This is a genomic window from Bacillus cereus group sp. BcHK124, from assembly GCF_027712065.1.
GTDB classification, from domain to species: Bacteria; Bacillota; Bacilli; order Bacillales; family Bacillaceae_G; genus Bacillus_A; species Bacillus_A pacificus.
This window is the reverse complement of sequence record NZ_JAQFPJ010000034.1, coordinates 1-22,555: the sequence shown is the minus strand read 5'-3', so window position 1 is coordinate 22,555 and position 22,555 is coordinate 1. Positions and strand designations below refer to the sequence as shown.

Sequence of the window (22,555 nt, the reverse complement as noted above, 5' to 3'; positions counted from 1 at the left end):
GAAATAACAAGTAATACAGGAGGATTATTATGACGAATATAATGGAAAGTTTACAAGCTGAATTTCCGTTCGAACAATTAGGTTGGAAAATTACACATACATTTGAAAGCCAAGGTCGTTTTTTTGCGTATGTAGCTCCATTTGTTGACGCACGCGCCATTCAGGACCGATTTGATGAAGTCTTTGGTATTGATAAATGGCAAGTGTCTTATGAAAAATGGGGTGAGAAGGCAACGAAATGTACCATATCAGTGTTTTTGAATGAACGTTGGATATCAAAAGAGGATGGAAGTGAAGAATCTGACTACAGTTCTGTAAAAGGTGGCTTTTCGAATAGTTTAAAAAGAGCTGCTGTACTTTGGGGCGTGGGAAGATACCTTGTGTGAACTGTTCTCGCACAAAAAGTTGTGGAAACACACTATATAAAAGCGAGGGAACTATAAAATGTTCTAACTGCATGTTTGACTATCAAGACTCGGAAGTAAGTCTTGCAAGAACATCGTAAACTCTTGAAAAGGTCTAATACTACGGATAGCAATAATAGAGAACCCTATCATTGTTATGAGCCCGTTGAAGGCGGTGAAAATCGAACCTAAATTCCTCAGGGAACATGGTAAGAAAAGTAATCGGGACGCCATAAAATAGCTATGGATAGAATGAATCATAGATTCTGGCGAATCACTGAATGTACGTGTCGATACTATCCGTTCCTTAGAAATATGGAGGAGGTAAAACCATACCTTTTCAGTTGTGGAAATGATAATAAGGTATATCAAATCTGCGGATAGGGACTATACCCTATTCATCTAATGAATCAAATTACGATTAGTTCATTAGTAACTGACGGCATAAAGGTGAGTCCTAAGGCTATATGTAAGGCTAAAACATGTGGAACAGTTGAAGTTGGTGAGAACGTCATACGATGGTTAATTATCGGTTCGTGGATATAAGGTATTACACATACAATACTGAAGTTCCTTAACACCAATGGCAGTAGGGTCATAGTACCAAAGAAGGTTATGTAATATAACTAGAGGGAAGGGCCCAAGTCTAATAATCATGCAAAGGCAAAATTATTCTAGGAATGTGTAACAGTAACCGACTAAACCTTAGAGCAAAATCTCAGCAAAAGAGGTGATGCAATTTGGTGCGAAAACTAGAAAATACTCTTGAATCAGAAACAGAATTAAAGAGAACATTAGACAAGCTGTACTCAAAAACAAAAGAGCATATGGAAAAAAAGACGAGAATCAAACACACATCTCTCCTTGAAATTGCGATGTCAAAACCTAATATTGTCACTGCGATACACTCGCTAAAAAGCAATAAAGGCTCCATGACTCCAGGGGTAGACGGAAAAACAATCCAAGACTACCTCAGACTATCCGAAGAAAAACTTATCGAGTTAATTCGTGGTAGACTCACAAATTTCAAGGCGCACCTAATAAAACGTGTGTTTATTCCAAAGGCTAATGGCGGACAACGACCTCTCGGTATTCCAACCATAGAAGACCGGATAATTCAACAAATGATGAAGCAAGTCTTAGAGCCTGTACTCGAAGCACAATTCTTCAAATACAGCTTTGGGTTTCGACCAGAAAGAACTACCTATCATGCGTTGGAAAGAGTAAAAGTCCTTGTTCATAACACTGGGTATCACTGGATCGTAGAAGGTGATATTCGTCAATTCTTCGACAAAGTAAACCATAGGATTCTTATAAAAAAACTATGGAGCATGGGAATCAAAGATAGACGAATATTGTGCCTAATAACGGAATTCCTCAAAGCTGGAATCTTCAAAAATATCATTAGAAATGACAATGGTACACCCCAAGGTGGCATATTAAGCCCCCTCTTAGCAAATGTATACTTACATTCCTTCGACAAATGGGTTGCCAAGCAATTTGAAGAATTTACAACCAGACATGAGTATTCGAAACACGATCATAAATTACGAGGTTTAAAATCTTCTAACCTTAAGCCAGGCTATCTAATCAGATATGCTGATGACTGGGTTCTAGTCACTAATAACAAATCCCATGCTTATAGATGGAAGACTGTTATCAAGAATTTTCTTCAGAAAGAACTTAAACTTGAACTATCCGAAGAGAAAACAAGAATAACCAACATCAGGCATAAGCCAATAGAATTTCTTGGCTTCAAATACAAGGTAGTCTTAAAAGGTGTAAAAGGAAAAAAGAAGAAGGATAAAAAGACAAGATATATCAGCCAAATAACTCCTTCTGATAAGAAGATTAAAAGAAAAGTAAAAGAACTCAGAGCCACACTCACTTCTCTCGGCAAAAGATTAAGCCACGATAAACTGAGTAATGCACAGCTAATCTTAGCCTATAACTCAAAGGTTAGAGGATTAATAAATTATTATTCATATGCCACCGAATCTCCCATAATGGATAGAGAAGGTTATAAGTTAAGAAAAAAGACTTTTAATCTTCTATCTAGGCGTGGTGGGGTCTTACATCCTATCAACAAGTGTATTAACCTTGCGGACAAATACCCTAAACGGACACAAAAGACTTTAGCTATTAAAACCGAAGTTGGCTACATTGGCATTATGCATTTAAACCTAACCAAGATGAACGAAAACCTATATAAACAAAAGGTTCAAAATGAAACTCCATACTCTCCTTCGGGACGTAAATTAATCGAGCGAAGAAAGGGAACAAAGGAGTTCAGTGTCAGACTAGATGAAATTACAAGCCTCTCTCTCCTTGAGAAAGTCAGGAAAAAACTTGTGAATTCACCCCGATACAATTTTGAGTACTTTATGAATAGAGGATATGCGTTCAACAGAGATAGAGGAAAATGTAGAATTACAGGAGTCCCACTTGGGAAGCACAACCTGCATGTTCATCACATTAATCCTAATCTCCCGTTAGAAGAAGTCAATAAGCTGCCAAATCTAGCCTGTGTAGATAAGGAAATTCACAAGGCAATACACAATGAAGTTGATATGAGCAGCATCTTGAATAATAAGGAAATTAATAAACTGAAACGATTCAGGAACAAAATTCATGCTATTTGATTATTAGATGGAGCGCCGTATGAGGTGAAAGTCTCACGTACGGTGTGGACCGGGGGAAAAGCCACTCTTAACAGGTAATGCTGAAGAATTGGCTTACCTATCGGTATTATAATGTAAAACCTATAAAAGTAGAACTTTCTACACGTAGCAATGGTCCAAATAGTATCTATGTTTCTTATCAAAAGAAAGGGTACCATTTCACACCACCTACTATGTTACAACAAAAACATAAACAAGGAAGTTCAAAGAAGGAACCATCGAATGGCCAAGTAAGTCTAGGAGTATTAATTCAAAACATACAAGAGCTTGCAAAACCATTAAGTATTACATCCAAGGAGATTCTACTTGCCTATAATCACAATTATAACGCACAAGCAAGAACCTTTGAGGATACGACGATTGGTGGTTTAGAAGGAATGCTAACTAGTTTACAGTTGATTCACGAAGCGAAGAATATTCGTCCTGGAAATGAGAAACAGCTTAACCGGTGGTTATCAGCTCTTATTCCTGGTGATGTTACGTCCTTTAGAGAATGGTTACTTCATGATCATACAGAAGCCATTCATCAACTTATAGAACAGTTAAAAAAACAACAAAGCGCGTAAACCTTTGTTTTATAGCAGGAAAACGAATGAACAGGATATGAGGTCTGTTCTTTTTTTATTACTTTTTGGAGGGATTTATTATGCAATTTACTATTAACCGTACATTATTTATCGAAAAATTAGAGAAAGCTAGTGCTACTGTAGACGTTAAAAACCCAATGCCTGCATTACAAGGTGTTTTATTGGATTGTAATTCAAAGGGAATGATTCTAATGGGGTCAGACGGTACAGAAACAGTAACATTAGTAACTCGCTTTAACGTAAACAGTGGGGATTGTACTGAACCGGGGAAGGTGCTTTTTGCAGCTGCTCCGGTACTTAAAACAATTAAGAAATTCAAAAGTGAATTCATCGGTCTTGAACATAAAAACAATGAGCTAAAAATCGTAGAAAGTAAGAAGAAACAATTTAGCTTTTGTACCATGGATCACGAAGAATATCCTGAAATTAAAATTGAAGCAGGGGAAGACTGGATTTCACTTTCACAAGAACAATTTGTATCAATGGCCAACGGAACATTACATGCTATTCCTGCAATGGATACACGTAAAATCCTAACAGGTGTGAACTTAAAATCAGTTGATGATAAGTTCTTTAGTATAGCAACTGATGCTCACCGTTTAGCCCGTTTACATTTTGATTGTACAAAGATCACTATCGCAAAAGATGGTGGAGTCGTGTTACCGATTAAGTCTCTTAAAACAGCTCTTAAGCTCTTTAATCGTGAAACAAATTTACAATTAAAGCTAATTAGTGATACACAGCTGTTGATCCGTGGCGAAAGTATTATTTATCAGTCTAGATTATTAGCTGGTACATATCCTGATACGGCACGTATGGTACCCGGCGAATTTAAAAGTGAAATACAACTATCACGTGAAGAATTTAAAAACACGTTGGAGCAGCTTTCAGCATTTTCTTCCTTAATCGTACTTACGTCAGAAGGAAAAGAAAGCATCCATCTTAAACCACAAAATTCTCAAGTAGGTACTGCAAGTGTAGAAATTCCATGTAATCAAGTAGAAGCATTTACATTGGCTTGTAATGTGGAATATCTGCTGCAAGCACTACAAACGATAACTTCTGAAACAATCGCGATAAAAATGATTAGTAATCAGAGACCTATCGTTGTAGTGGGAGCAGAGGATACAACTCACTCTAATCTGCAGTTAATTCTACCGGTTCGCGTGTAAGGGGGCATCCAAATGAGTATGAATCACAGTGACTTCTTTGACTTTTTACAGTCAAAAGAAGTCCTTCCTAATAATCAAGAACTTCGTCAATCCTTTGAATCGATTATAAATGGATTTATTGCAAACGAAATGCCTGATTTAGAAAACATACCATTAGAACATATAGATGAATTTGAAAAGCAATTTGAACAGCTACGTCATTATGTCACGTTTTATAGTGGTAATTCATTTCGTATAAATGGTCCAGATTGTGAATTAAAAGAAATGCTACATTTACATCTTTTCACTGAACAACTAGAAGATGTAGAAAAGCAAGGGCTAGAAGATGAGATATTTATTTAATCAAGGAAATGAGATGAAAGTATACATTCGGATACTACGCATACAAAAATTAATTCGTAAATATAACATCCCATTCTTAATCAATATCAATGATTTTCACAGGGACAAGTTGCATATCACAAGTGAACTATTATTCGAGTCGCTTGCGCGTTTTAACGAGCAAACAAGTATATTTTGTCACTTTGCCTTTGGAACTGAAGAAGACCTGTTAGATGGGACGTTATTTAGCTCAGAAGACATGTATTCGAATTTCGCTTCGGATATTAGTTCTATGGCTGCGGAAGGATGTTACTTCGATACAGCTGGTTACTATTTATGTATAGGATCGGAACATATAACACAATCTGATTTTCAATTCGTGTTACATGAATTTTCGTTTAACACCTATCAAAGTGAAGCGTATCCCAGTCATATTTTGATTGAATTTCTAGAGGATGGTTATGAACAGTACTCATTTGATGAATGGGTACTTTCTTATTATGAAATTATAATCCGTCTTGCGGCAATGATTCGAGAAAAGACGAAGGGGAACCAGGTATGAAATTATTATTTACATACAATCAGCAGAAAGTAAGAAGGTATCTACTTTCGTTAAAAATACAAAAGAATGCTCACTTACTACATGAATTACTTGCAGATAAGAAACATGAAGAAGAAATCTACATATTAGATTGTTTAGAGCACTCAAGAGAAATAGACTTCAGCAAGATTTCGGAACGAGCCATTCAACAAGTAATGGCTGCCGTTTCTTATTTAGAAGAGGACTCCAATTTCCCTATTAATTTAGATTCGAAAACTTTACTTGAAATAATCATGATTGCGGAAAAATCTTTAGATACTGATCTTTCCTGCTTCTATACATCGCAATTGTATCTTATGGAGATATTTATGCGTATGTATAGATTAGGAATTCCCGTAAAAGATTATTACCCCAATTATTTAGAACAAGATAATTTCGAAGAATACGATTGTGAGGATTCATTTAAAAGCTGGGGGGATGACTTAATTCAAGATATGAAATTACATCATGAAGAGGTAGATAGCGACGATAAAGATACTCTAATCATATATTCGAATCTATTTCATATACCCATGGATGAATTAAACCGCATTATCGAGAATGCATGGAGTCCAATTGGTGAAATGTTCTCTAATATCAAGATAGAGGATCAAAGTTTCTTTCATTCAATCCAGAATCAGTTTGATATACGTATGCTTTACCAAGCTGAAGAGGAAAAACTTTACCTTTTCTATGATGATGATACATATTTTCCAGCAATTAAACGAATTGAGATGTTACTTCGTATCTTTGAAGAGATACAGTTAACAAAAAATATAGCAAGTTAGTACAGAGGGCCTAAAAATGAAGAAATTATTTAGCTATGCATCTAATGTAGCGATGTCAAACTACTTACTATCACTTAAGTTAAACAAAACTTATAGCATTGTATGTTGGGAACAAATTAAACAAAGATATCAAGAGGAAATATATATATTAGAAAGCCTTTCTAAAGATATAGAGATAGATTTCAACAAAATCTCTCATGGGGCAATTGGTAAAATCCTAACTTGTGTGGATTTTCTAGATGAAAACCAATCACTAAGGTGGGAGGACATAGAAACAACAGATACGATTGTAATCTTCTTACTTTCCATGAACCTATTAAACATAAATCTATCTAAATTTTATTCATGTCAATTTCATTTCTTACATTACTTTAAAAGGCTGCATGCGCTTTCGATTGATGTAACACAGTATTCTCCATCGTATTTAGAGCGAGAGAATATCTATGAATTAGACCATGAAGAAGGATTTAAAGAATTGGGTACGGACATGATCGAAGATATGGGCTTAGAAGCTTTTCCAATTGATGAAGAAGAGCATGAAAAGCTCTCCACATTATTCGACATACCATTAAAGGAAATACAGGAAGCTGCAGAGGACACATGGGGTGCTATAGCTGAAACGATAGATGGCATATCACCAAAGCATAAAGAAAAAATTTCAATATTACTAGATTGTTATCCAGTAAGGTATTCTTACCAAATTAATGAGGAATCTCTTTATCTCTATTATGGCGAGGAACCATTATACGGGCCATATAAATTTGAAATGTTACTAGATTTATTGGAAGCAATCTATACGCAGGGGGAAACAACAAATGAAGACAGTAGCAATATTTGATGCTTTAGAGCCAAAAGGAATTGTAACCATACAGCAATTTAACAACGAATTATCACGTGGAGAAACTGCCGTTACTTTTAAGGACTTTTATTTAGCTTTAAAAGAAGTTATGGAGCAGGGTACACAAGATAATACTCATTACTCTAGTGGCGTACTCCCAAAAGGTTGTATAAAACACGAGGTGTTATCTAAGAGTGGAGATAAACAAGCTGTTTGGATTGAAGTACCAAAGGCTCAGTGGGATATTCATTTTTTTGAACGACCGTTTCAACAAGTAGGCTTTCCACGTCTATTATTTCGTTATACGGTGTACCAAAAACGAGTTACGAATATCTCTGTCTTTGCTGTAAAAGAAGATATGGAGTTAGAAGAAGGAATGAAATTATATCAATTTCCATATTCTAATGTTCATCCTAGTGGATCTGTATGTACGGGTAGAGTTGTGATACCTGAATTCCGGACTTTAAAAGATTTAGAAACATTTCATGTTTTATTCTTTGCAAGTTCATTCAACCATGACCTTACACATACTCACACGGAACCAGTAGGAGAGTTATTTAAACGATTTGAAAACCAAAGTTTTGATGATTCTATTCTAATAGAATCAGAAATTACTTTTTAATAAATAGCGGGATTATATACAAGAAAACATACTAGGAGGATTTTTAATATGACTAACTTATTCGATTTTTTTGATATGGAAAAACAAGTAGAGGAAACAACAGTACCAGTGAAAAAAGCTGCTTCAGAGCAAGCCACTGCTAAAAAGGAAGAAAAAAAGGAAAAAACAAAAGATAAGACAAAGAGTAGTAAGAAAGTTAAGGCTACAAAATCTACAGATTGTCTAGATAAAATCAATACAACAACGGTTGTTCGTCACGTAGTATTTGGAGATATACCGTTAGTAGATTGGTTTACAGAAGAAGAAATTACACATGGAATCGCTGTTCAAAATGGAGATTCAACAGATGTAAGAAAAATAGAAGCAGAGGACATCCGCGTAAAATTAGAGCATCGTTATCCCTCATTTGTTAAAGGCTTAACTGTCATTAAATTTGATGAGGATACAAATGCACTACTTCCGATTTTAACTGTCGGCGCAAAAGGAGCAAGTACTGTAGAGGGACAATCTATTTCAGATTGTCCTTTTTCTTTTGGTGCTTGGCGTAAGCATTTTTTACCTGGGGATTTTATTCCGAGGATCTTATTAATGGACTTTATCATTATTGCACAGGCCATTTCTCGTAAACGTGATTGCGAATTACATGCTGATATCTATTTCAATACAGAGCGTGGTTATTTTATGGACTTTCCACGCCAGCAGGTAGCAACTGAAATTGTAATCCCTGAAACGAATATAGAGATGCAGTCTATCGCTATGAAAATTATGGAGATACATAGTCATCATCGTTTCTCTGCTGAACCAAGTGATTTAGATGATCAAAGTGAACGGGCTCCTATTCTTTATGCAATTGTTGGCAGAATAGAGGATGTTTTCCCTGAACTACTTGTACGCACTTGTGTAAATGGGGAATTTCATTCTATTAACCCTAACTTTATATTTGCAGGAGAATATGCAACGAAAGGGATAAGCCAAAATTACGATTTAAGTAGGATCACACTTTTAAAATAGATACACAAGGGGGCGTAAAAGAGACATATTTTATGTCTCTTTCTTTATTATGACAACATTAAAAACAATTCACGGCTCAATGTTTACAAAGATAAAGCACTACATGTTAGTTCTTACAAAGAATAAACATGCAATAGAGGAATCGCATGATGACTATAAGCTATTTCAATTTATGTGCAAGTTAGAGATGAATCACATATATAAAGCATTAGAAGGACAGAGGAAGGAGTCATTTATGCTGCACCGATACTATTGATGCATTCATTTGACTTGTATACCGTGCATAGGATTACAAATTTATCGATTCCATTTCTACGAAATTTAGAGAATACACAATCAAAAGAAAATAGGGGGCTATAAAAATGAGTATTGTTATTGATATTGCAGAAGGAAAGAAGATTGTACCACATATTGTATTAGTAGGTGCTGGAGGAAACGGAGGATTAATTTTACAACATATTGCTCAAATGATGAGTATTTTTCAATTGGATGGCGAAATTGTAGTTGCAGATCCAGACACGGTTGAAGAAAAAGTGCGCCCATAAGGGCCTTGTAAACTCTGATTTAGTAAATCAGCGGGTGAAGTGAAACAAGGTAATAACCCGACACCGGTAGCCTTATCCGTAATCGAAAGTGAGCGGGGAGTGTAGCATGGCTGCAACGGGATAAGTCACTCTAATGTCATGAGTGCGACTGAATTTCTAGGTGTACCGTGGTAAACAAGGTTGAATGCTAAACTGCGTGAAGGATAAATCAAGGGGTCTTATCAACGATCATATCGAAATAGACATTGGAACGATATGTCTCTAGTTCATCTCATCTATTTTTTGTGGAGAGAGATGTGTTTCACACTAGAGAACCAACTAAAGTACATTAGTAAAGATTGAAAGTCCCAACCGATATTACTACAAACTATTTACAAGGTACTAAATGGGGATTACCTAAGTGGAAGCGCCATTTATGGCTATAGAGGATGATTTCAAGGTGAAAACCAAGAAATGTGGCTCTTGAATATTCCATATGGTAACGGAGCCTTCGTAGTAGTCAGAGATAGGGAAAGCCTATCACACTAACGTATGACAAATCACGTTAGGTCATGATTGTGAAATCAAGATGGCGAAGGAAGGCAGTCAATTAGTTCATGATGATAATAAACAGGAAGGAAGCGAGATGCTGATGAGAAATCCAGTTTATGTATTGAACACCTTGTCAAAGAATACTATTAAAGAAAACTATAAGTTCAACAGATTATATAGAAATCTTTATAATCCGGAATTCTACTATAAAGCTTATCAAGAAATATATGCCAATCCAGGTAATATGACTAGAGGAACCATAAATAACACTGTTGATGGTTTTTCAAAAAATAGAGTATCTAAAATCATCAACAATATTAAAAATGGTAACTATAAACCTACCCCTGTTAAGCGAGTATATATTGATAAAAAAGGGAGTAAGAAAAAACGTCCTCTTGGGGTACCGACATTTGACGATAAACTTGTTCAATTAGTAATAAAGTACATCTTAGAAGCTATTTATGAACCAAACTTTTCTGAGAACTCACATGGATTCAGGAAAAATAGGGGTTGTCATACAGCCCTTAAACAAATTAAAAAGAGTGGTAGTGGAACTAAATGGTTTATTGAAGGTGATATTCAAGGTTTCTTTGACAATATTGATCACCATATCCTAATTAACCTACTAAGAAAACGTATCAATGACGAAACACTTATCGGGTTAATATGGAAGTTCCTAAGAGCTGGGTACATGGAGGATTGGCAATTCCACAAAACATTCAGCGGAACACCACAAGGAGGTATTCTGAGTCCACTTCTTGCTAACATATATCTAAACGAACTAGATATATACATGGCAAAATACGCTGAAAGGTTCGGAAAAGGTCAACCAAAAGACAGAGAAGTTGATAAAAGATATCAATACTTACACCTCAAAATAAAAAGAGGTCGTAAGAAAGCTGACTTACTAAGAGAACAAGGTAAACTCAATGAATCTCAAGAGTTAATCCATCAAGTCAACGAATGGATTAAGGAAAGAGGGCAACGCCCTTACTATAATCCAATGTCGGATAAATTCAAGTCCCTAAAATATGTTAGATATGCTGATGACTTCATTGTAATGTTAATCGGCAGTAAAGATGATGCCAAAGCCATTAAATTTGATATAGCTCAATTTCTCAATGAAGAATTGAAATTAACTTTATCAGAAGAAAAGACACTTATCACCCACTCTAGCAAGAAAGCAAAATTTCTTGGATACAATGTCAATATCACTAGAAATGAGCTATTTACCAAATACTCAGTGAAGGGTGCTAAAAGAAGACATCATAATCTAAAAGTAAGACTTGAAATCCCCCATGAAGCATGGCGAAATAAATTACTTGCCCTGAATGTTTTAGAAATGAAGTATGTGAATGGGAAAGAAACTTGGAAACCAAAGCATAGACCAGAAATGGCACACTTAGATGATCTGGAAATACTACATAATTATGTATTACAGATTAGAGGGATGTACAACTACTACAAATATGCAGTTAATTCAACGGTACTCCAAAAATTCAGTTACGTTCTAGAATACAGTATGTATAAAACGTTCGCCAATAAATATAAAAGCTCAATTGGAAAAATCAAGGGGAAATATTGCAAAAACGGTGTATTTGTAGTCAATTACAAAGATAAAAAAGGCAAACAACGCTCTCATTCTTTCTACAAGGAAGGGTTTAGAACGGTTGATATAACTAAGATGAAAACACAAGAAAATAACATCGACAACATGGTAGCCTCAAGAGCTCACATGTCAACAACTAGCCTTATAGATAGATTGTCAGCCAACAAATGTGAACATTGTGGTAAAACCGATTCTAACTTAGTAATGCACCATGTTCGAAAAATGAAAGATGTTGAGAAAGGCAAAGCCAAATGGCAAAAATTAATGATTGCCCGTAGACGCAAAACATTAGCCGTTTGTGAGGATTGCCATAATGAAATTCACTATGACATGAGAGTAGAACTTATAGCGAAAAATAGAAAAAAATAACTCTGACAAGCAATTGATGGAGAGCCGTATACTCTGAGAGGAGTACGTACGGTTCGGTGAGGGGTTTTGAGAAACCTGTCATAGCAATATGACAAGGCGCTCGCTTCCTACTCTACAACCTTGGAAATCAACTCTTTATTCGACCTGATGTTGGTAAATACAAAGCACAAGTACTGGCTCGTCGATATAAAGCTGGCTATAACGTTCCTATCTCTTCCTTTACGTCACAGTACATAGAAGACATAGAAACAATGCAGCAGTTGTTTGGTAATAAATATGATTTATTAAAAAAACAACATAAAGACGACTACTTGTATCTGCCAATTGTAATTGGGGCAGTAGATAATATGTTTTCTCGTGAGGTCTTTCATCAATTCTTCCATCAATCGGATAATCTTCTTTACATCGATGTAGGGAATACAGCTGTAACCGTTCCTGATAATTGGAGAGAAGTAAATAAAAGACATTGGACACCTCAACAAATAGCTGATTATAAAAACAGTGGTTATAACGGACAAGCAGTATGTGGAGTTAAATTGAATGGCGAGGTCATTCTTTCACCGCTTGGCGATTTATTTCCGGATGCTTTTACGAAAAAAGAAACGGCTCCAAGTCAATTAAGTTGTTCCGAATTAGCTGCTTCAGAACCACAGCGCGTTATTACCAATAAGTTCGCTGCCATGACTGTTGCCCAATTCGTTAACGAACTCTTTGATGAAGGTACCGTATCGAATCACTATATCATTTTCCAAGCTCAAAAGGCTTTTATGAAAGCTGCACCAATTGAGAAGTAATGATATAGGAGGGGACAAGATGAGAGTGTATCAATTAGATTCCACTCAATTACAACACAGTTTAACACCAACAAACATGTGTAATGGTGTTCTACAATACTACCAATATAAACAGTATACCGTTGTATCTGTACTTGATTTATCAAAGCAAGATTCCGAAATGATACCATTGCTTCTGGCTTGTTTAGCAGGGGCTTTGATTCATTTCAATCCGGATTCTTTTTTAGCGAAGGATGAATCTAGCATTTTATATTGGTGTAGAAAGAACTTTAAAGGATTTCATAGTATCTCTGACGATGGATTTTTACAAGATTTCAAGCAGATATACGAATGTTATCAAGCATTGCAGAACGTTGGGAAACAAGAGAAAAATATAAAAATAAATATGTAATAGCAAGGAGAAGAGGAACACATGTATAATATACTTAAACGTCAATATAATTACTTTATCCGAGGAGTGATTCGGATTAACGAAGAAGTACAAAGGGAATTGGACCTATTGGTGCAAAAGATTCGTGAAACTGTATCTTCTGTCCAAAAAATCATCCTTTTTGGCTCTCATGCATATGGCACACCAAATGAAGACAGTGATTTTGATCTCTGTATTGTTGTGGAAGGTGTCGGAGAAAGAAAAAGAGAAGTCATTAATCGTATCAATTGGGGTATTTATGATGTTATGGAAACACCAGTTGATATTTTAGTGTATGGGCCAGAAGAGTTTCAAGAACGTGCTAACCGTACCGTAACTATGGAACATAAGATTGCACTAGAAGGGAAGGTCCTATATGAGAAATACTGAGGATCTAAAAGAATGGGTATTCATTGCAAAATCTGATTTAGATTCTGCTGGTTACTTAACTCACATGAAACCTTTCCCTACTGCAATTATTTGTTATCATAGTCAACAATGTGTGGAAAAACTTCTAAAAGGATTTCTTGCACTAAATGGTAGAATAGTCCCAAAAACTCATAACCTTTTAATGCTGCACAAATCTTGTTGTAGATTAGATGAGGAGTTCTCATTGATTTTAGAACAATGTGTGCAGCTGAATGGTTATGCTACAGACATTCGTTATCCGTATTTTGAAGCACTTACTGTTCAAGATGGATTAATCGCTATACAACATGCTCAAAAAGTAATGAGTTTTTATATGGAAAAGTTAAACAAGTTGAATATACATGAAATCACAGTTGATTAAAAATAGAGGATATACATAAAAGAGAGTGCCTATTAGATAGGGACTCTCTTTTTCTATCTAATAAAAAAGGAGGAATGCTCCATGGCAGTATGAAATGATACTTTGCTATGGGGATAACAATATAACTCTGAATATTTATTAAGAAATTAAAGAGGAATCACCAAGTAATAAAGTGGCAATGCAATGTTTCAAACATGGAATATAAATTTAACTAGAATCAAAAACATGAGTTTAGTACTGTACTAAACCCATGTTCTAGAAGTTATTTACTTTTTATACTTATTCTATTTAATATTCTCGTAATCAGATACCCAAATGACACTGTCCTTAATTAAATATTCATTAGAAGTTTCATCTTCGTAGGAGGTAACCTTTCGGACCTCTAGTAAATTATTTAATAATAATTCTTTTTCTGTTGCAGATAGAGTATTTATTTCATCTTCTAGCCAAATAGAAACTAAATGATATGCCTGCCAGTTGAGAGCAATGTTATTTAAAAATAACGGCTTTTCCAATTGAGTTTGATATTCGACGAATTTATTTTTATACTCTACTATTTGTTCATCTAAAGCTATAATTAGCTGAGAATCTAATAAATCATTTCCATTTATCTGTAATCTTAAATAAAAGTGATCAAACTTAGATTCGGCGGTCGACTTCCAACTTTGAAAAACTTCAACTAATGCACAAATCACTTTCTTTTTATACCAAATTGGTAAATCCTGTGTATCTAGATAATTAAAAGTTTTTACATAATCAAAATGGTTAACCTCTAAAAATTTATTATCAAATTGACTATTCTCTACTTTCCATTCATTCAGCTTTCTTACTCTTCTTTTCCAACCTCTAATTTTTTTCAAGAAATAATACACCTCTGTTCAAACTATTATATTTTTATAGATCTACCTTTAACAGGACCTTTTATCATGTCACCAGTAAGTGGATCCATACTTCCTAGATGCTTACCTTTACTATCATAAACCTCAATGTCGTTATGAGTATGATCCCATTCATAGTATTTCTTTTTTGAACCTTTACCACTAGTTTTTGTTTTTCCTTTATGTGATGATAGACCTTTCCACACTGGACTATTTGATTTTGTTAGTTGCTTAGAAACTTGTCTTAAAGCAGTTTTTCCCCATTTTTTTATAGCAGCTTGGATACCTGCTCTGGCTACTAAAGCTAATACCACTGGAACGGCTGGTATTACAGAAGCTTGAAGTTTTGTTGTATCATACTCATATATTTTACCAGTTTTTTGATCTCTAAAGTTGGCGATGAATACTTCTTCATTTGATTCAATGACTTCAACATCAAAATTTACTTTTATTTCTTCTCCATTTTCATCAATAAAGTTTCCATTAACCTGAATATCACCTGTTTCTTTATCTAAAGAAACATCCGTTGATGCGGTAAAATCTTCAGCATTTACTGCACTTTCTACTATAATTTCTGCACTATTATCTGTAACAACCTCAACGTTCAACCCTTCTGAAACGCTACTATCAACTTGTTGTTCTACATTTTGATCAATTAGGTCTGTTTCTTGTGTTGCAGCATTAGCTTCATGAACAATAATCCCTAAATTAGGAATTAAAGTAATAAATAAAGTCAATATCATTATTTTTATTAATAATTTTTGCATCTTTAGTCACTCCTAGTCATTTTTGTATTAAACCATAGCCAAATTCATTATCATAACCCGTACTTCCTAGATCTATTGAACGCTCAATTAAAATTTTTTTAATTTGGTCCAAGTTAAGCGTATTATCGCCCTCAGCTAATAATGCAGCTATAACACCAGTTGCAAATGCAGTTGCAAACGATGTTCCACTATATGTGGAATACCCTCCATCTTGATTAGTTGACAATATATCAACTCCAGGAGCTGCAAAATCTATTTTTCCTTTGGCAGATGAGCTAGCACGTTTAAATTCTTTATTTACTGATGATATAGATATAACATTTTCATACTTAGCGGGATAGTCTACACCCAATCCATAAGTATTACCGGCAGCAGCTACTACAATAATTCCAGAATCTACTGCTTCATCTATTGCTTTTTTTAATTCAGGACTTTCAGATTGTAACCCAAAGCTAATGTTTAATATATTAACTCGTTGTTCTATACACCAACGTATACCTTTAATAAGATGGTCAACATCGCCTTTACCTTGCTTATCAAGGACTTTGACGTCATAGAGTTGAATGTTTGGCATTACACCTAAAATTCCCAAATTATTATTTTCAGCAGCTATGATTCCAGCAATAGCAGTTCCATGGCCAGTTTCATCAATAATAGGATTATTTAAATTAATAGTATTGAATTCTTTTACAACTTTACCTTTTAAATCTTCATGTTCTTTATATATACCATTATCCAAAATAGCAACCTTGATTTTATTTTGAATACCAGTAAATCTATCTTCTATTACAGCCTTTCTTCCCCAAGTTACAGATTGTTCTTCTTTTTTGTAGGGAATGTTAGATTTTGTTTTTGATAACGTAGACTCACTATAAAAAACAAAATAAAAAAGTGAACTTCACAAAACTAGTACTGTTAGTATAATAATTAAAATCTTTTTAACCTTATTCACCTCTTTTCTACATGTTTTCAAGGTATGTATTGTAATTAATACTATTTAATCCAAATATAAAGATATCATTCGCGAAAACGCTTTATAAGTCTGCAAATTATTTCTTTTTTATGTTAATATTTACATATGGTAATTGCGATAATTAACGTGGTTTACTATACATGATATTAATGGTGAAGAAGATTTATTTGTCATAATGTCAATGAACGAAAAGCCCGAAATCTTTTTGTTATAAATAGATGTCACTGTAAAAAATGCATTAAAAAACATCTTGAACCAAATTAATTGAACTCGGCAGTTTTTTAGTACCAAGATATATTCATTTTTAACGAATTCCAACTAGAATTCTCCTTCCTCTAAGCGCAACGTAGGTGGGGATAAATTACAAAATCAGCAAAAACTTGATAAAAAGATATGACATTTCCTGAAGAGGTTCCTTCACTAAGGTAATTCTTAATATAATGAGGTTGGATTTAATACGTATGAAAATTTTCTTTAGGTACAACTACATGAATCCGAGGGAGTTTGGGGTGTTCTAAAATCATTTCTACAAATTGAGATGTTATCTGTCTTTGAATTAGAGTAATACTTAAAAGTAAAAGCGAAGAGGAGATTATAATGGAATTTAAGGAACTTATGAAGTACATAGAAGAAAATAAAGAAGAGTACTTCGAGGAATTAATGAAGACCAATGAAAATCTAATTAAAGAAATAGATCTAAAAATAGAGGAGGAAAAGTAAACTGACAAAAAAACAGCAAAGTAAATCAAATGAGTGATTTAGCAATACGGCTTAAAGACTTAGGAGTTAGCAGATGGAGAGTTCTAAAACTAAACTTTAAGTGCTCATTATTACGAAGGAATTGGTTATATAATACATAGTGATGAGAATCATAAATCTTTACTATTACGATTAATTGGTGCAAGATCTGTTACTGTATCTAAAGTTACAATTTACAAAATGCACAATTAATATACCTGTATACGAAATAATTAAACTCCCTCTATTATGATTTAAAGCAGAGGGAGTTTATTGTTTAATAATAAATTCAATTGAGCCAATTAAGATATGAATTAAGGTGAAATATCACCAATAAATCCCTCAGCACGATTAATTGATATAAATATTTTATATCAAATTTCCTTATATGACTTATAAATTCAAATATTGAAAATATCTTTTTAACGATATTTTAGTCTTAAAACCAATTCTAGCAATTAATTCACTTTCAGAAAGTCCTTGCTTAATAAGGCGAAGAATAAATGTGTTCCTCAGCTGCTGTGCAGAAATACGCCTATCTAATTCTGCTCGTTTCACTTCAAGTCGAATCATCTTTTGTATAGCAACCTCAGACAAAGCCTTTGGTGCATCATTTTCGTAAACCCATCGATAAGTACCTCGATTAAAATCAAATGCCACAAATAGGGGATTATCTGTGTGCTGTCGAGGTCTTACAGGTTCAGGGATAGTCGAATAATATTTGTAAAGCTGTTTTGTATCTTCGACTGTTAAGAAGATGGATCTAGTAACTCCGTTTTCTCCTGGAACAATTATAGTGTTCCTAGCAAACTGTATATGGCTCATATTAAGCGATACAAGCTCTTGCAAAGACAAACCATAGTTTATTATTAAATTAATTATACAAGCATTTCTATTCATGATTAGAGGGCGATATTTAGCTTGTCTCTCTGTTAATCCCTTAGTTGATAGAACAGTTTGTTTTAAAAGTGCTTCTTCCAATACAGTAATAAAATCATTGTCATTTAGTGATTGATCCGGAATTAAAGAGAGATGAATATAATCTAATGGACTAACTATACCTAAAAACATGTGTAACTTCTTTAAAACCACCCATATCCTGTGCCTTGTTTTAAGAGAATATTCTCGTTTGTTTTCTAACACGGAGAAATAAGCTTGATAATCATCTACGGATATTTCATTCCATGATTTGATATGTAAAAGCAACTCATTTTCATTCAACCATCTATAAAAATCTTTAATATCGTATGCATAGCGTTGGATTGTAGAATGTTTTCGGCCTTTTTCACTTAAATATGTAGAGAAAGCTTCTAAAGTTTTCTCTAAGTTAATTGTTTCATTCAATATAATCACCTAATTTCATTGGATATATTATAACAGAAAATAAGTGAAAGACCTGCTACCGCCCTTTGCTACGCACGGTTGCTGGCATATCCCAAAAGCAAACGGACAAACAACCCTTTGTTTTTGGGATATGTTGTTTATTAATTATAAATCCAAATAAATAGGGCTATCATAATACTCCAAAAGGGCACTACAAAAACTAATCCCCAAAGAATACCTTTAAAAAATCCAATCTCATTATAAGTATTCTTTTCTATGTAATTCATATCTTTTAGTACAGCCATGTTTAATCCTCCCAATATAAATTGTTTAGTAAAATGAAAAAAGGACAAACCTAGTCCTGGTAGGGATACGTAGGTTTGTCCTTTTGTATGAGGGTAATGATCTGTTTAATTACCATTATTATAACGTAATTTACAAATATTTTCAATTAAGTCGGACATCTTATTAACAAACATACTAGCTGTATTAAAAATCTATTATAAATATATATCTTATATATTAAAAAGAAATAAAGATAAAACTTTTATAGGTTATTTAAAATAGAGGTTAGACTTACTGCTGCAAGGGGAAAGTTGATATAAAAACATAAAAAATCATAAATTATAGAAAAAGTATCCGTAGATTCAAGGATTATTAGACTTTTAATTCTACAAAAAAGCAGAAAGAAAATACTATATTTCTACATGAAATCGGAAAGAATTTGATACCAATCGCATTATATATATTCAATCTTGTAAATAGAAGTTGTTTTACTTATTTTGGTAATCAAGTTGGTATTAATCTTCTAATTATCCACATTTCATTCAGGTTAGGCAGCTATTTGTTAACATTACTCAGTATTTACACATAACTCACATTATTATTGATGATTTTTATTAGATAAAATGAGCGACAGTAGTATTATCAGGGGTATTGAGGAAATATTATCCACATTGGATCATATTTATCCTCATATCCACTATTATTATTATTTTCCTTTTGATTTTTTGTAGGTATTATGAGATAGGTTTTAATACATTAGAAGAACACACTCTAGTATTATGTGGAGAGTTATGTATTGATAGAACCAAATTTGTATAGAAGTGCATAAAAAAAGACTCCATTTTACATGAAGTTCTTTCGATTTGGTATTTATAAATAGAGTAGTAGGAAGGTATTACTAATTAAAGAAACACGAATAGCCCTCCACTTTTGTTTTTTTCAAAAATAGAGAGCTAGTTGTTATTATTTTATTTCCATTGCAGTTAGTACCTGATCTGGAGCTGTTATTGTTACACCAGCACGTACTAAACGTTCGAAGGTACGCATAAACTCTAGTAAATTAAACTGCTTTGGTAGCTCAATCACACGAAGTTTTTCTTGTGGTAGCTTATCAATGGCTTCGATAAACCATTCACGTACATCACTTGGGATCGTGCGTTCTTTATGACCACGAACTTTTAATTTTTCTCGCATTTCAATTTCTAAAGCGATATATGCATGAAGATTCACACCTTGATCATATGCATATTTTCTAAATAACGTTTCTTCCGGGTATTTTAAATAATTACGGTGATAAGATTCTTCCGTCACAGGTACCGCAAACTTCTGCTTCAGTAGTGCATGCACATTCTTAAACATCTTCTTAATGTTGTGTAGAGAGTACATAGAATAATATAAACCGAAATTAAAGACAGCTTGCTCACGGTCACTATTTCTCTCTTTTGGTATATGTTGCGCAATAAGAGGGTAGATACCTTCTTTCGCTGCAGCATCAAGGATTTGATATTGAGATGTTTGATGTAATAGTTTTTTCAATGTATATACAATTTTCGTTGGATATCCTTCTTTTCGATCAATTATGTCACGAAGTCCGCGAATTACACTGCGGATTTGGCGATGACAAGTATGCTTTAATACATGAATGAATTTATTCATGTCTGCAGACAGTTCACCGATATTCATCTCTTGTAGAACTGCTTCTATAAATTTCGCTTTACGAGCATAGGTAGCTTTTGGTGTAAATGGATCCCTGTGTTGCTCTTCTCCAGATTCTTTTTTACATAAAAAATCCGAATGAATAGATAAATATAAGGTTGTATATCGTTTTGTATGCTTTACACCTTTTTGCATTTTGCAAATTTTGAATAGGGGATTCCCCGTACATGGTAATGCAGTTGTTAATTCTTCGATAACCGCACGGATCTGATGCGGATATTTTTTATGTAAGAAACGATACATCCCACCGAAGTGAGTTTTGTTGCCTCTTTCGTCCTGCTTGTCCAAAGAACGCTTTAATGTTGTTTCTGTATGTTGTTGCATGGCGATATCTAAGAATAGTTTCTTAGCCGCTACAGATAGCTTAAAGAAAGCCTTTGTAAATACAACAGGACTAATATATACGTATGGATTTGCTTTTCCTGTTTCCTCATTCATAAAATGAGTCAGCTTGATAGTATATCGGCCATCTACTCCGTTTTCAATGGAGATAATGTTATGTAAGTTTAATTTCTTTAATGCAATATAGAATTGAGAGTGTTGGATATAAGCAAATTCTTCTTTGTATTGCTTGTAATCTTCCCACATCATATGTATTGTTACATTTGGAATAACACCATTAGTAAAGCATTTCTTATGTAGATATAAGAAAACTTCGAGATCAGCATTCGTAATGCCGTATAATTTATGTTTTCTTCCTGTTTTTCCTGCAAGTGCAGACATTGCGCGACGTGAAAAAGATGGTTTGGCTTTTTCGACAAAGCCTTCTACGTCAGCAATACGTTCTTCGTATGTCATGTGCTGCAGAATATCTTCTAAATATGTATCTTTATAGCTGTAGTACTTCTCCTCAAATGTTTCCACAAATTTTTGCCAAGCTTTTAATGTTACTAACACAGCATTGGTTGTTTCCCCATTTAAGCTACGTTGATTACGTATCACAAATGATTTTCCCATCTTTTTCACCTCCGTTCTACAAATTCAGAAAGATATGCCAAATTACTATAAAATATTCCAATTTTGATTATAGCAAAACGAATTTTGTAAAAATGTGCTCCTTTAAGAAGAAAAATAGCAACTTGCAACAGCTTATGAAGCTAGTCGTATCAAGGGTTAAGAGAATTTCTTAATTTTTTTTTGTGTTAAGGATACCGCAAACGTGTTGCAAGTTGATTATATGTATATGAATAAGCAGAAAAAGTATCTAACCCCTTGATATATAAGGGATTAGAGTGAAAATGATAGGGGAGTTAGGGAAAGGATACCGCAAACGTGTTGCAAGTTGGTTAGCAGGATCATTAATAATGAATTGCAAGGATTACCCTTGATATAAAAGGGTTTTTTGGCACTTATAGATTGAAAATAGGGAAAGGATACCGCAAACAGTGTTGCATCTTGTGTAAAGAATAAGGGCATGAATACCGCAAACGTGTTGCAAGTTGGATGATATGTATATAAGTAAGTGGAAAAGTACCTAAACCCTTGGTATATAAGGGATTAGAGTGAAAATGGTAGGGAAGTTAGGGAAAGGATACCGCAAACATGTTGCATTTTATGTATGTAACTTACTCAAAATATAAGAAAAATAGCTTAAAAATTTTAAAATTACTAGGTTGAAAAATAAATTATACTGTTGCAAGTTGAGAGAAATAGGGAAAGGATACTGCAAACGTGTTGCAAGTTGATGAGTTAAGGAAAGCGAAGCGCAAAAGAAATGCAAGTAAAGAAGAAATAGGGAAGAGAAAAGGCAACCATGTTGCAAATTGAGGACTAAGGGAAAGCAAAGCGCAAAAAAATGTAAGTAAAGAAGAATAGGTAAAAGAA

Annotated in this window: 21 protein-coding genes and 3 pseudogenes; 18 read left to right on the top strand and 6 right to left on the bottom strand. The window is 34.0% G+C overall.

Annotation, left to right across the window (positions count from 1 at the left end):
* Positions 1 to 29 precede the first annotated feature (29 nt).
* From PDK19_RS25980 to PDK19_RS25900, 17 genes and pseudogenes are all read left to right on the top strand, one after another.
* A pseudogene (locus tag PDK19_RS25980) lies at positions 30 to 380 on the top strand (Rad52/Rad22 family DNA repair protein); the annotation flags it as partial.
* Between the two features lie 767 nt (positions 381 to 1,147).
* Positions 1,148 to 3,046: a group II intron reverse transcriptase/maturase gene (gene ltrA / locus PDK19_RS25975; RefSeq protein ID WP_002019929.1), complete on the top strand. Its 1,899-nt coding sequence runs from the start codon at positions 1,148 to 1,150 to the stop codon at positions 3,044 to 3,046.
* A 77-nt stretch (positions 3,047 to 3,123) separates the two neighbouring features.
* Positions 3,124 to 3,651: a hypothetical protein gene (locus PDK19_RS25970; RefSeq protein ID WP_046647670.1), complete on the top strand. Its 528-nt coding sequence runs from the start codon at positions 3,124 to 3,126 to the stop codon at positions 3,649 to 3,651.
* A gap of 80 nt (positions 3,652 to 3,731) precedes the next feature.
* A complete protein-coding gene (gene dnaN, locus PDK19_RS25965) occupies positions 3,732 to 4,844 on the top strand; it encodes a DNA polymerase III subunit beta (protein WP_046647669.1) in 1,113 nt (370 codons plus the stop codon).
* A gap of 12 nt (positions 4,845 to 4,856) precedes the next feature.
* Positions 4,857 to 5,186 carry a hypothetical protein gene (locus PDK19_RS25960; protein WP_000062338.1) on the top strand — a complete coding sequence of 110 codons (330 nt, stop codon included), beginning with the start codon at positions 4,857 to 4,859 and terminating at the stop codon, positions 5,184 to 5,186.
* The gene (locus tag PDK19_RS25955) at positions 5,170 to 5,727 is read left to right on the top strand and encodes a hypothetical protein (RefSeq protein ID WP_001269724.1); all 558 of its coding nucleotides are present in this window, start codon (positions 5,170 to 5,172) and stop codon (positions 5,725 to 5,727) included. The genes PDK19_RS25960 and PDK19_RS25955 overlap by 17 nt, the downstream gene beginning before the upstream one ends.
* Positions 5,724 to 6,533, top strand: coding sequence for a hypothetical protein (locus PDK19_RS25950; RefSeq protein ID WP_046647668.1), 810 nt, complete (start codon positions 5,724 to 5,726; stop codon positions 6,531 to 6,533). The genes PDK19_RS25955 and PDK19_RS25950 overlap by 4 nt, the downstream gene beginning before the upstream one ends.
* A 16-nt stretch (positions 6,534 to 6,549) precedes the next feature.
* Entirely contained in the window at positions 6,550 to 7,371 is an 822-nt protein-coding gene (locus tag PDK19_RS25945; RefSeq protein ID WP_046647667.1) for a hypothetical protein, read from the top strand.
* A complete protein-coding gene (locus tag PDK19_RS25940) occupies positions 7,349 to 7,993 on the top strand; it encodes a hypothetical protein (protein WP_046647665.1) in 645 nt (214 codons plus the stop codon). The genes PDK19_RS25945 and PDK19_RS25940 overlap by 23 nt, the downstream gene beginning before the upstream one ends.
* A gap of 48 nt (positions 7,994 to 8,041) precedes the next feature.
* Positions 8,042 to 9,004, top strand: a complete 963-nt coding sequence (locus PDK19_RS25935) for a hypothetical protein (protein WP_046647663.1) — start codon at positions 8,042 to 8,044, stop codon at positions 9,002 to 9,004.
* Between the two features lie 49 nt (positions 9,005 to 9,053).
* A pseudogene (locus tag PDK19_RS25930) lies at positions 9,054 to 9,364 on the top strand (hypothetical protein).
* A 2-nt stretch (positions 9,365 to 9,366) separates the two neighbouring features.
* The gene (locus PDK19_RS25925) at positions 9,367 to 9,549 is read left to right on the top strand and encodes a hypothetical protein (protein WP_000029266.1); all 183 of its coding nucleotides are present in this window, start codon (positions 9,367 to 9,369) and stop codon (positions 9,547 to 9,549) included.
* A gap of 631 nt (positions 9,550 to 10,180) precedes the next feature.
* Positions 10,181 to 12,058 carry a reverse transcriptase domain-containing protein gene (locus PDK19_RS25920; protein ID WP_033665583.1) on the top strand — a complete coding sequence of 626 codons (1,878 nt, stop codon included), beginning with the start codon at positions 10,181 to 10,183 and terminating at the stop codon, positions 12,056 to 12,058.
* Between the two features lie 116 nt (positions 12,059 to 12,174).
* A pseudogene (locus PDK19_RS25915) lies at positions 12,175 to 12,852 on the top strand (ThiF family adenylyltransferase); the annotation flags it as partial.
* 19 nt (positions 12,853 to 12,871) lie between these two features.
* Positions 12,872 to 13,243 carry a hypothetical protein gene (locus PDK19_RS25910; protein WP_046647660.1) on the top strand — a complete coding sequence of 124 codons (372 nt, stop codon included), beginning with the start codon at positions 12,872 to 12,874 and terminating at the stop codon, positions 13,241 to 13,243.
* Between the two features lie 21 nt (positions 13,244 to 13,264).
* The gene (locus PDK19_RS25905; protein WP_046647657.1) at positions 13,265 to 13,651 is read left to right on the top strand and encodes a nucleotidyltransferase domain-containing protein; all 387 of its coding nucleotides are present in this window, start codon (positions 13,265 to 13,267) and stop codon (positions 13,649 to 13,651) included.
* Positions 13,638 to 14,051, top strand: a complete 414-nt coding sequence (locus tag PDK19_RS25900; RefSeq protein WP_046647655.1) for a HEPN domain-containing protein — start codon at positions 13,638 to 13,640, stop codon at positions 14,049 to 14,051. Before PDK19_RS25905 ends, PDK19_RS25900 begins: the two co-directional genes overlap by 14 nt.
* 284 nt (positions 14,052 to 14,335) lie before the next feature.
* On the opposite strand, the gene PDK19_RS25895 is transcribed toward PDK19_RS25900, so the two are convergent.
* From PDK19_RS25895 to PDK19_RS25885, 3 genes are read right to left on the bottom strand one after another with little or no spacing between them, the layout of a single operon-like run.
* Positions 14,336 to 14,911, bottom strand: coding sequence for a hypothetical protein (locus tag PDK19_RS25895; RefSeq protein ID WP_046647653.1), 576 nt, complete (start codon positions 14,909 to 14,911; stop codon positions 14,336 to 14,338).
* Positions 14,912 to 14,937: 26 nt separating this feature from the next.
* A complete protein-coding gene (locus PDK19_RS25890) occupies positions 14,938 to 15,696 on the bottom strand; it encodes an SAR2788 family putative toxin (RefSeq protein WP_046647651.1) in 759 nt (252 codons plus the stop codon).
* 16 nt (positions 15,697 to 15,712) lie between these two features.
* Complete coding sequence (locus PDK19_RS25885) at positions 15,713 to 16,534, bottom strand: S8 family peptidase (RefSeq protein ID WP_270708187.1); 822 nt, start codon at positions 16,532 to 16,534, stop codon at positions 15,713 to 15,715.
* A gap of 732 nt (positions 16,535 to 17,266) precedes the next feature.
* On the opposite strand from PDK19_RS25885, the gene PDK19_RS25880 reads away from it, so the two are divergent.
* The gene (locus PDK19_RS25880) at positions 17,267 to 17,389 is read left to right on the top strand and encodes a hypothetical protein (protein ID WP_256490000.1); all 123 of its coding nucleotides are present in this window, start codon (positions 17,267 to 17,269) and stop codon (positions 17,387 to 17,389) included.
* Between the two features lie 411 nt (positions 17,390 to 17,800).
* Here PDK19_RS25880 and PDK19_RS25875 read toward each other — a convergent pair whose 3' ends face one another.
* The 3 genes from PDK19_RS25875 to PDK19_RS25865 all read right to left on the bottom strand — a co-directional run bounded on the left by PDK19_RS25875 (position 17,801) and on the right by PDK19_RS25865 (position 21,688).
* Complete coding sequence (locus PDK19_RS25875) at positions 17,801 to 18,760, bottom strand: tyrosine-type recombinase/integrase (protein WP_046647647.1); 960 nt, start codon at positions 18,758 to 18,760, stop codon at positions 17,801 to 17,803.
* 131 nt (positions 18,761 to 18,891) lie between these two features.
* On the bottom strand, positions 18,892 to 19,035 hold the full coding sequence (locus PDK19_RS25870) for a hypothetical protein (RefSeq protein ID WP_162837644.1): 144 nt from the start codon (positions 19,033 to 19,035) through the stop codon (positions 18,892 to 18,894).
* 943 nt (positions 19,036 to 19,978) lie between these two features.
* Positions 19,979 to 21,688, bottom strand: a complete 1,710-nt coding sequence (locus tag PDK19_RS25865) for a hypothetical protein (protein ID WP_046647645.1) — start codon at positions 21,686 to 21,688, stop codon at positions 19,979 to 19,981.
* Positions 21,689 to 22,555: the final 867 nt, after the last annotated feature.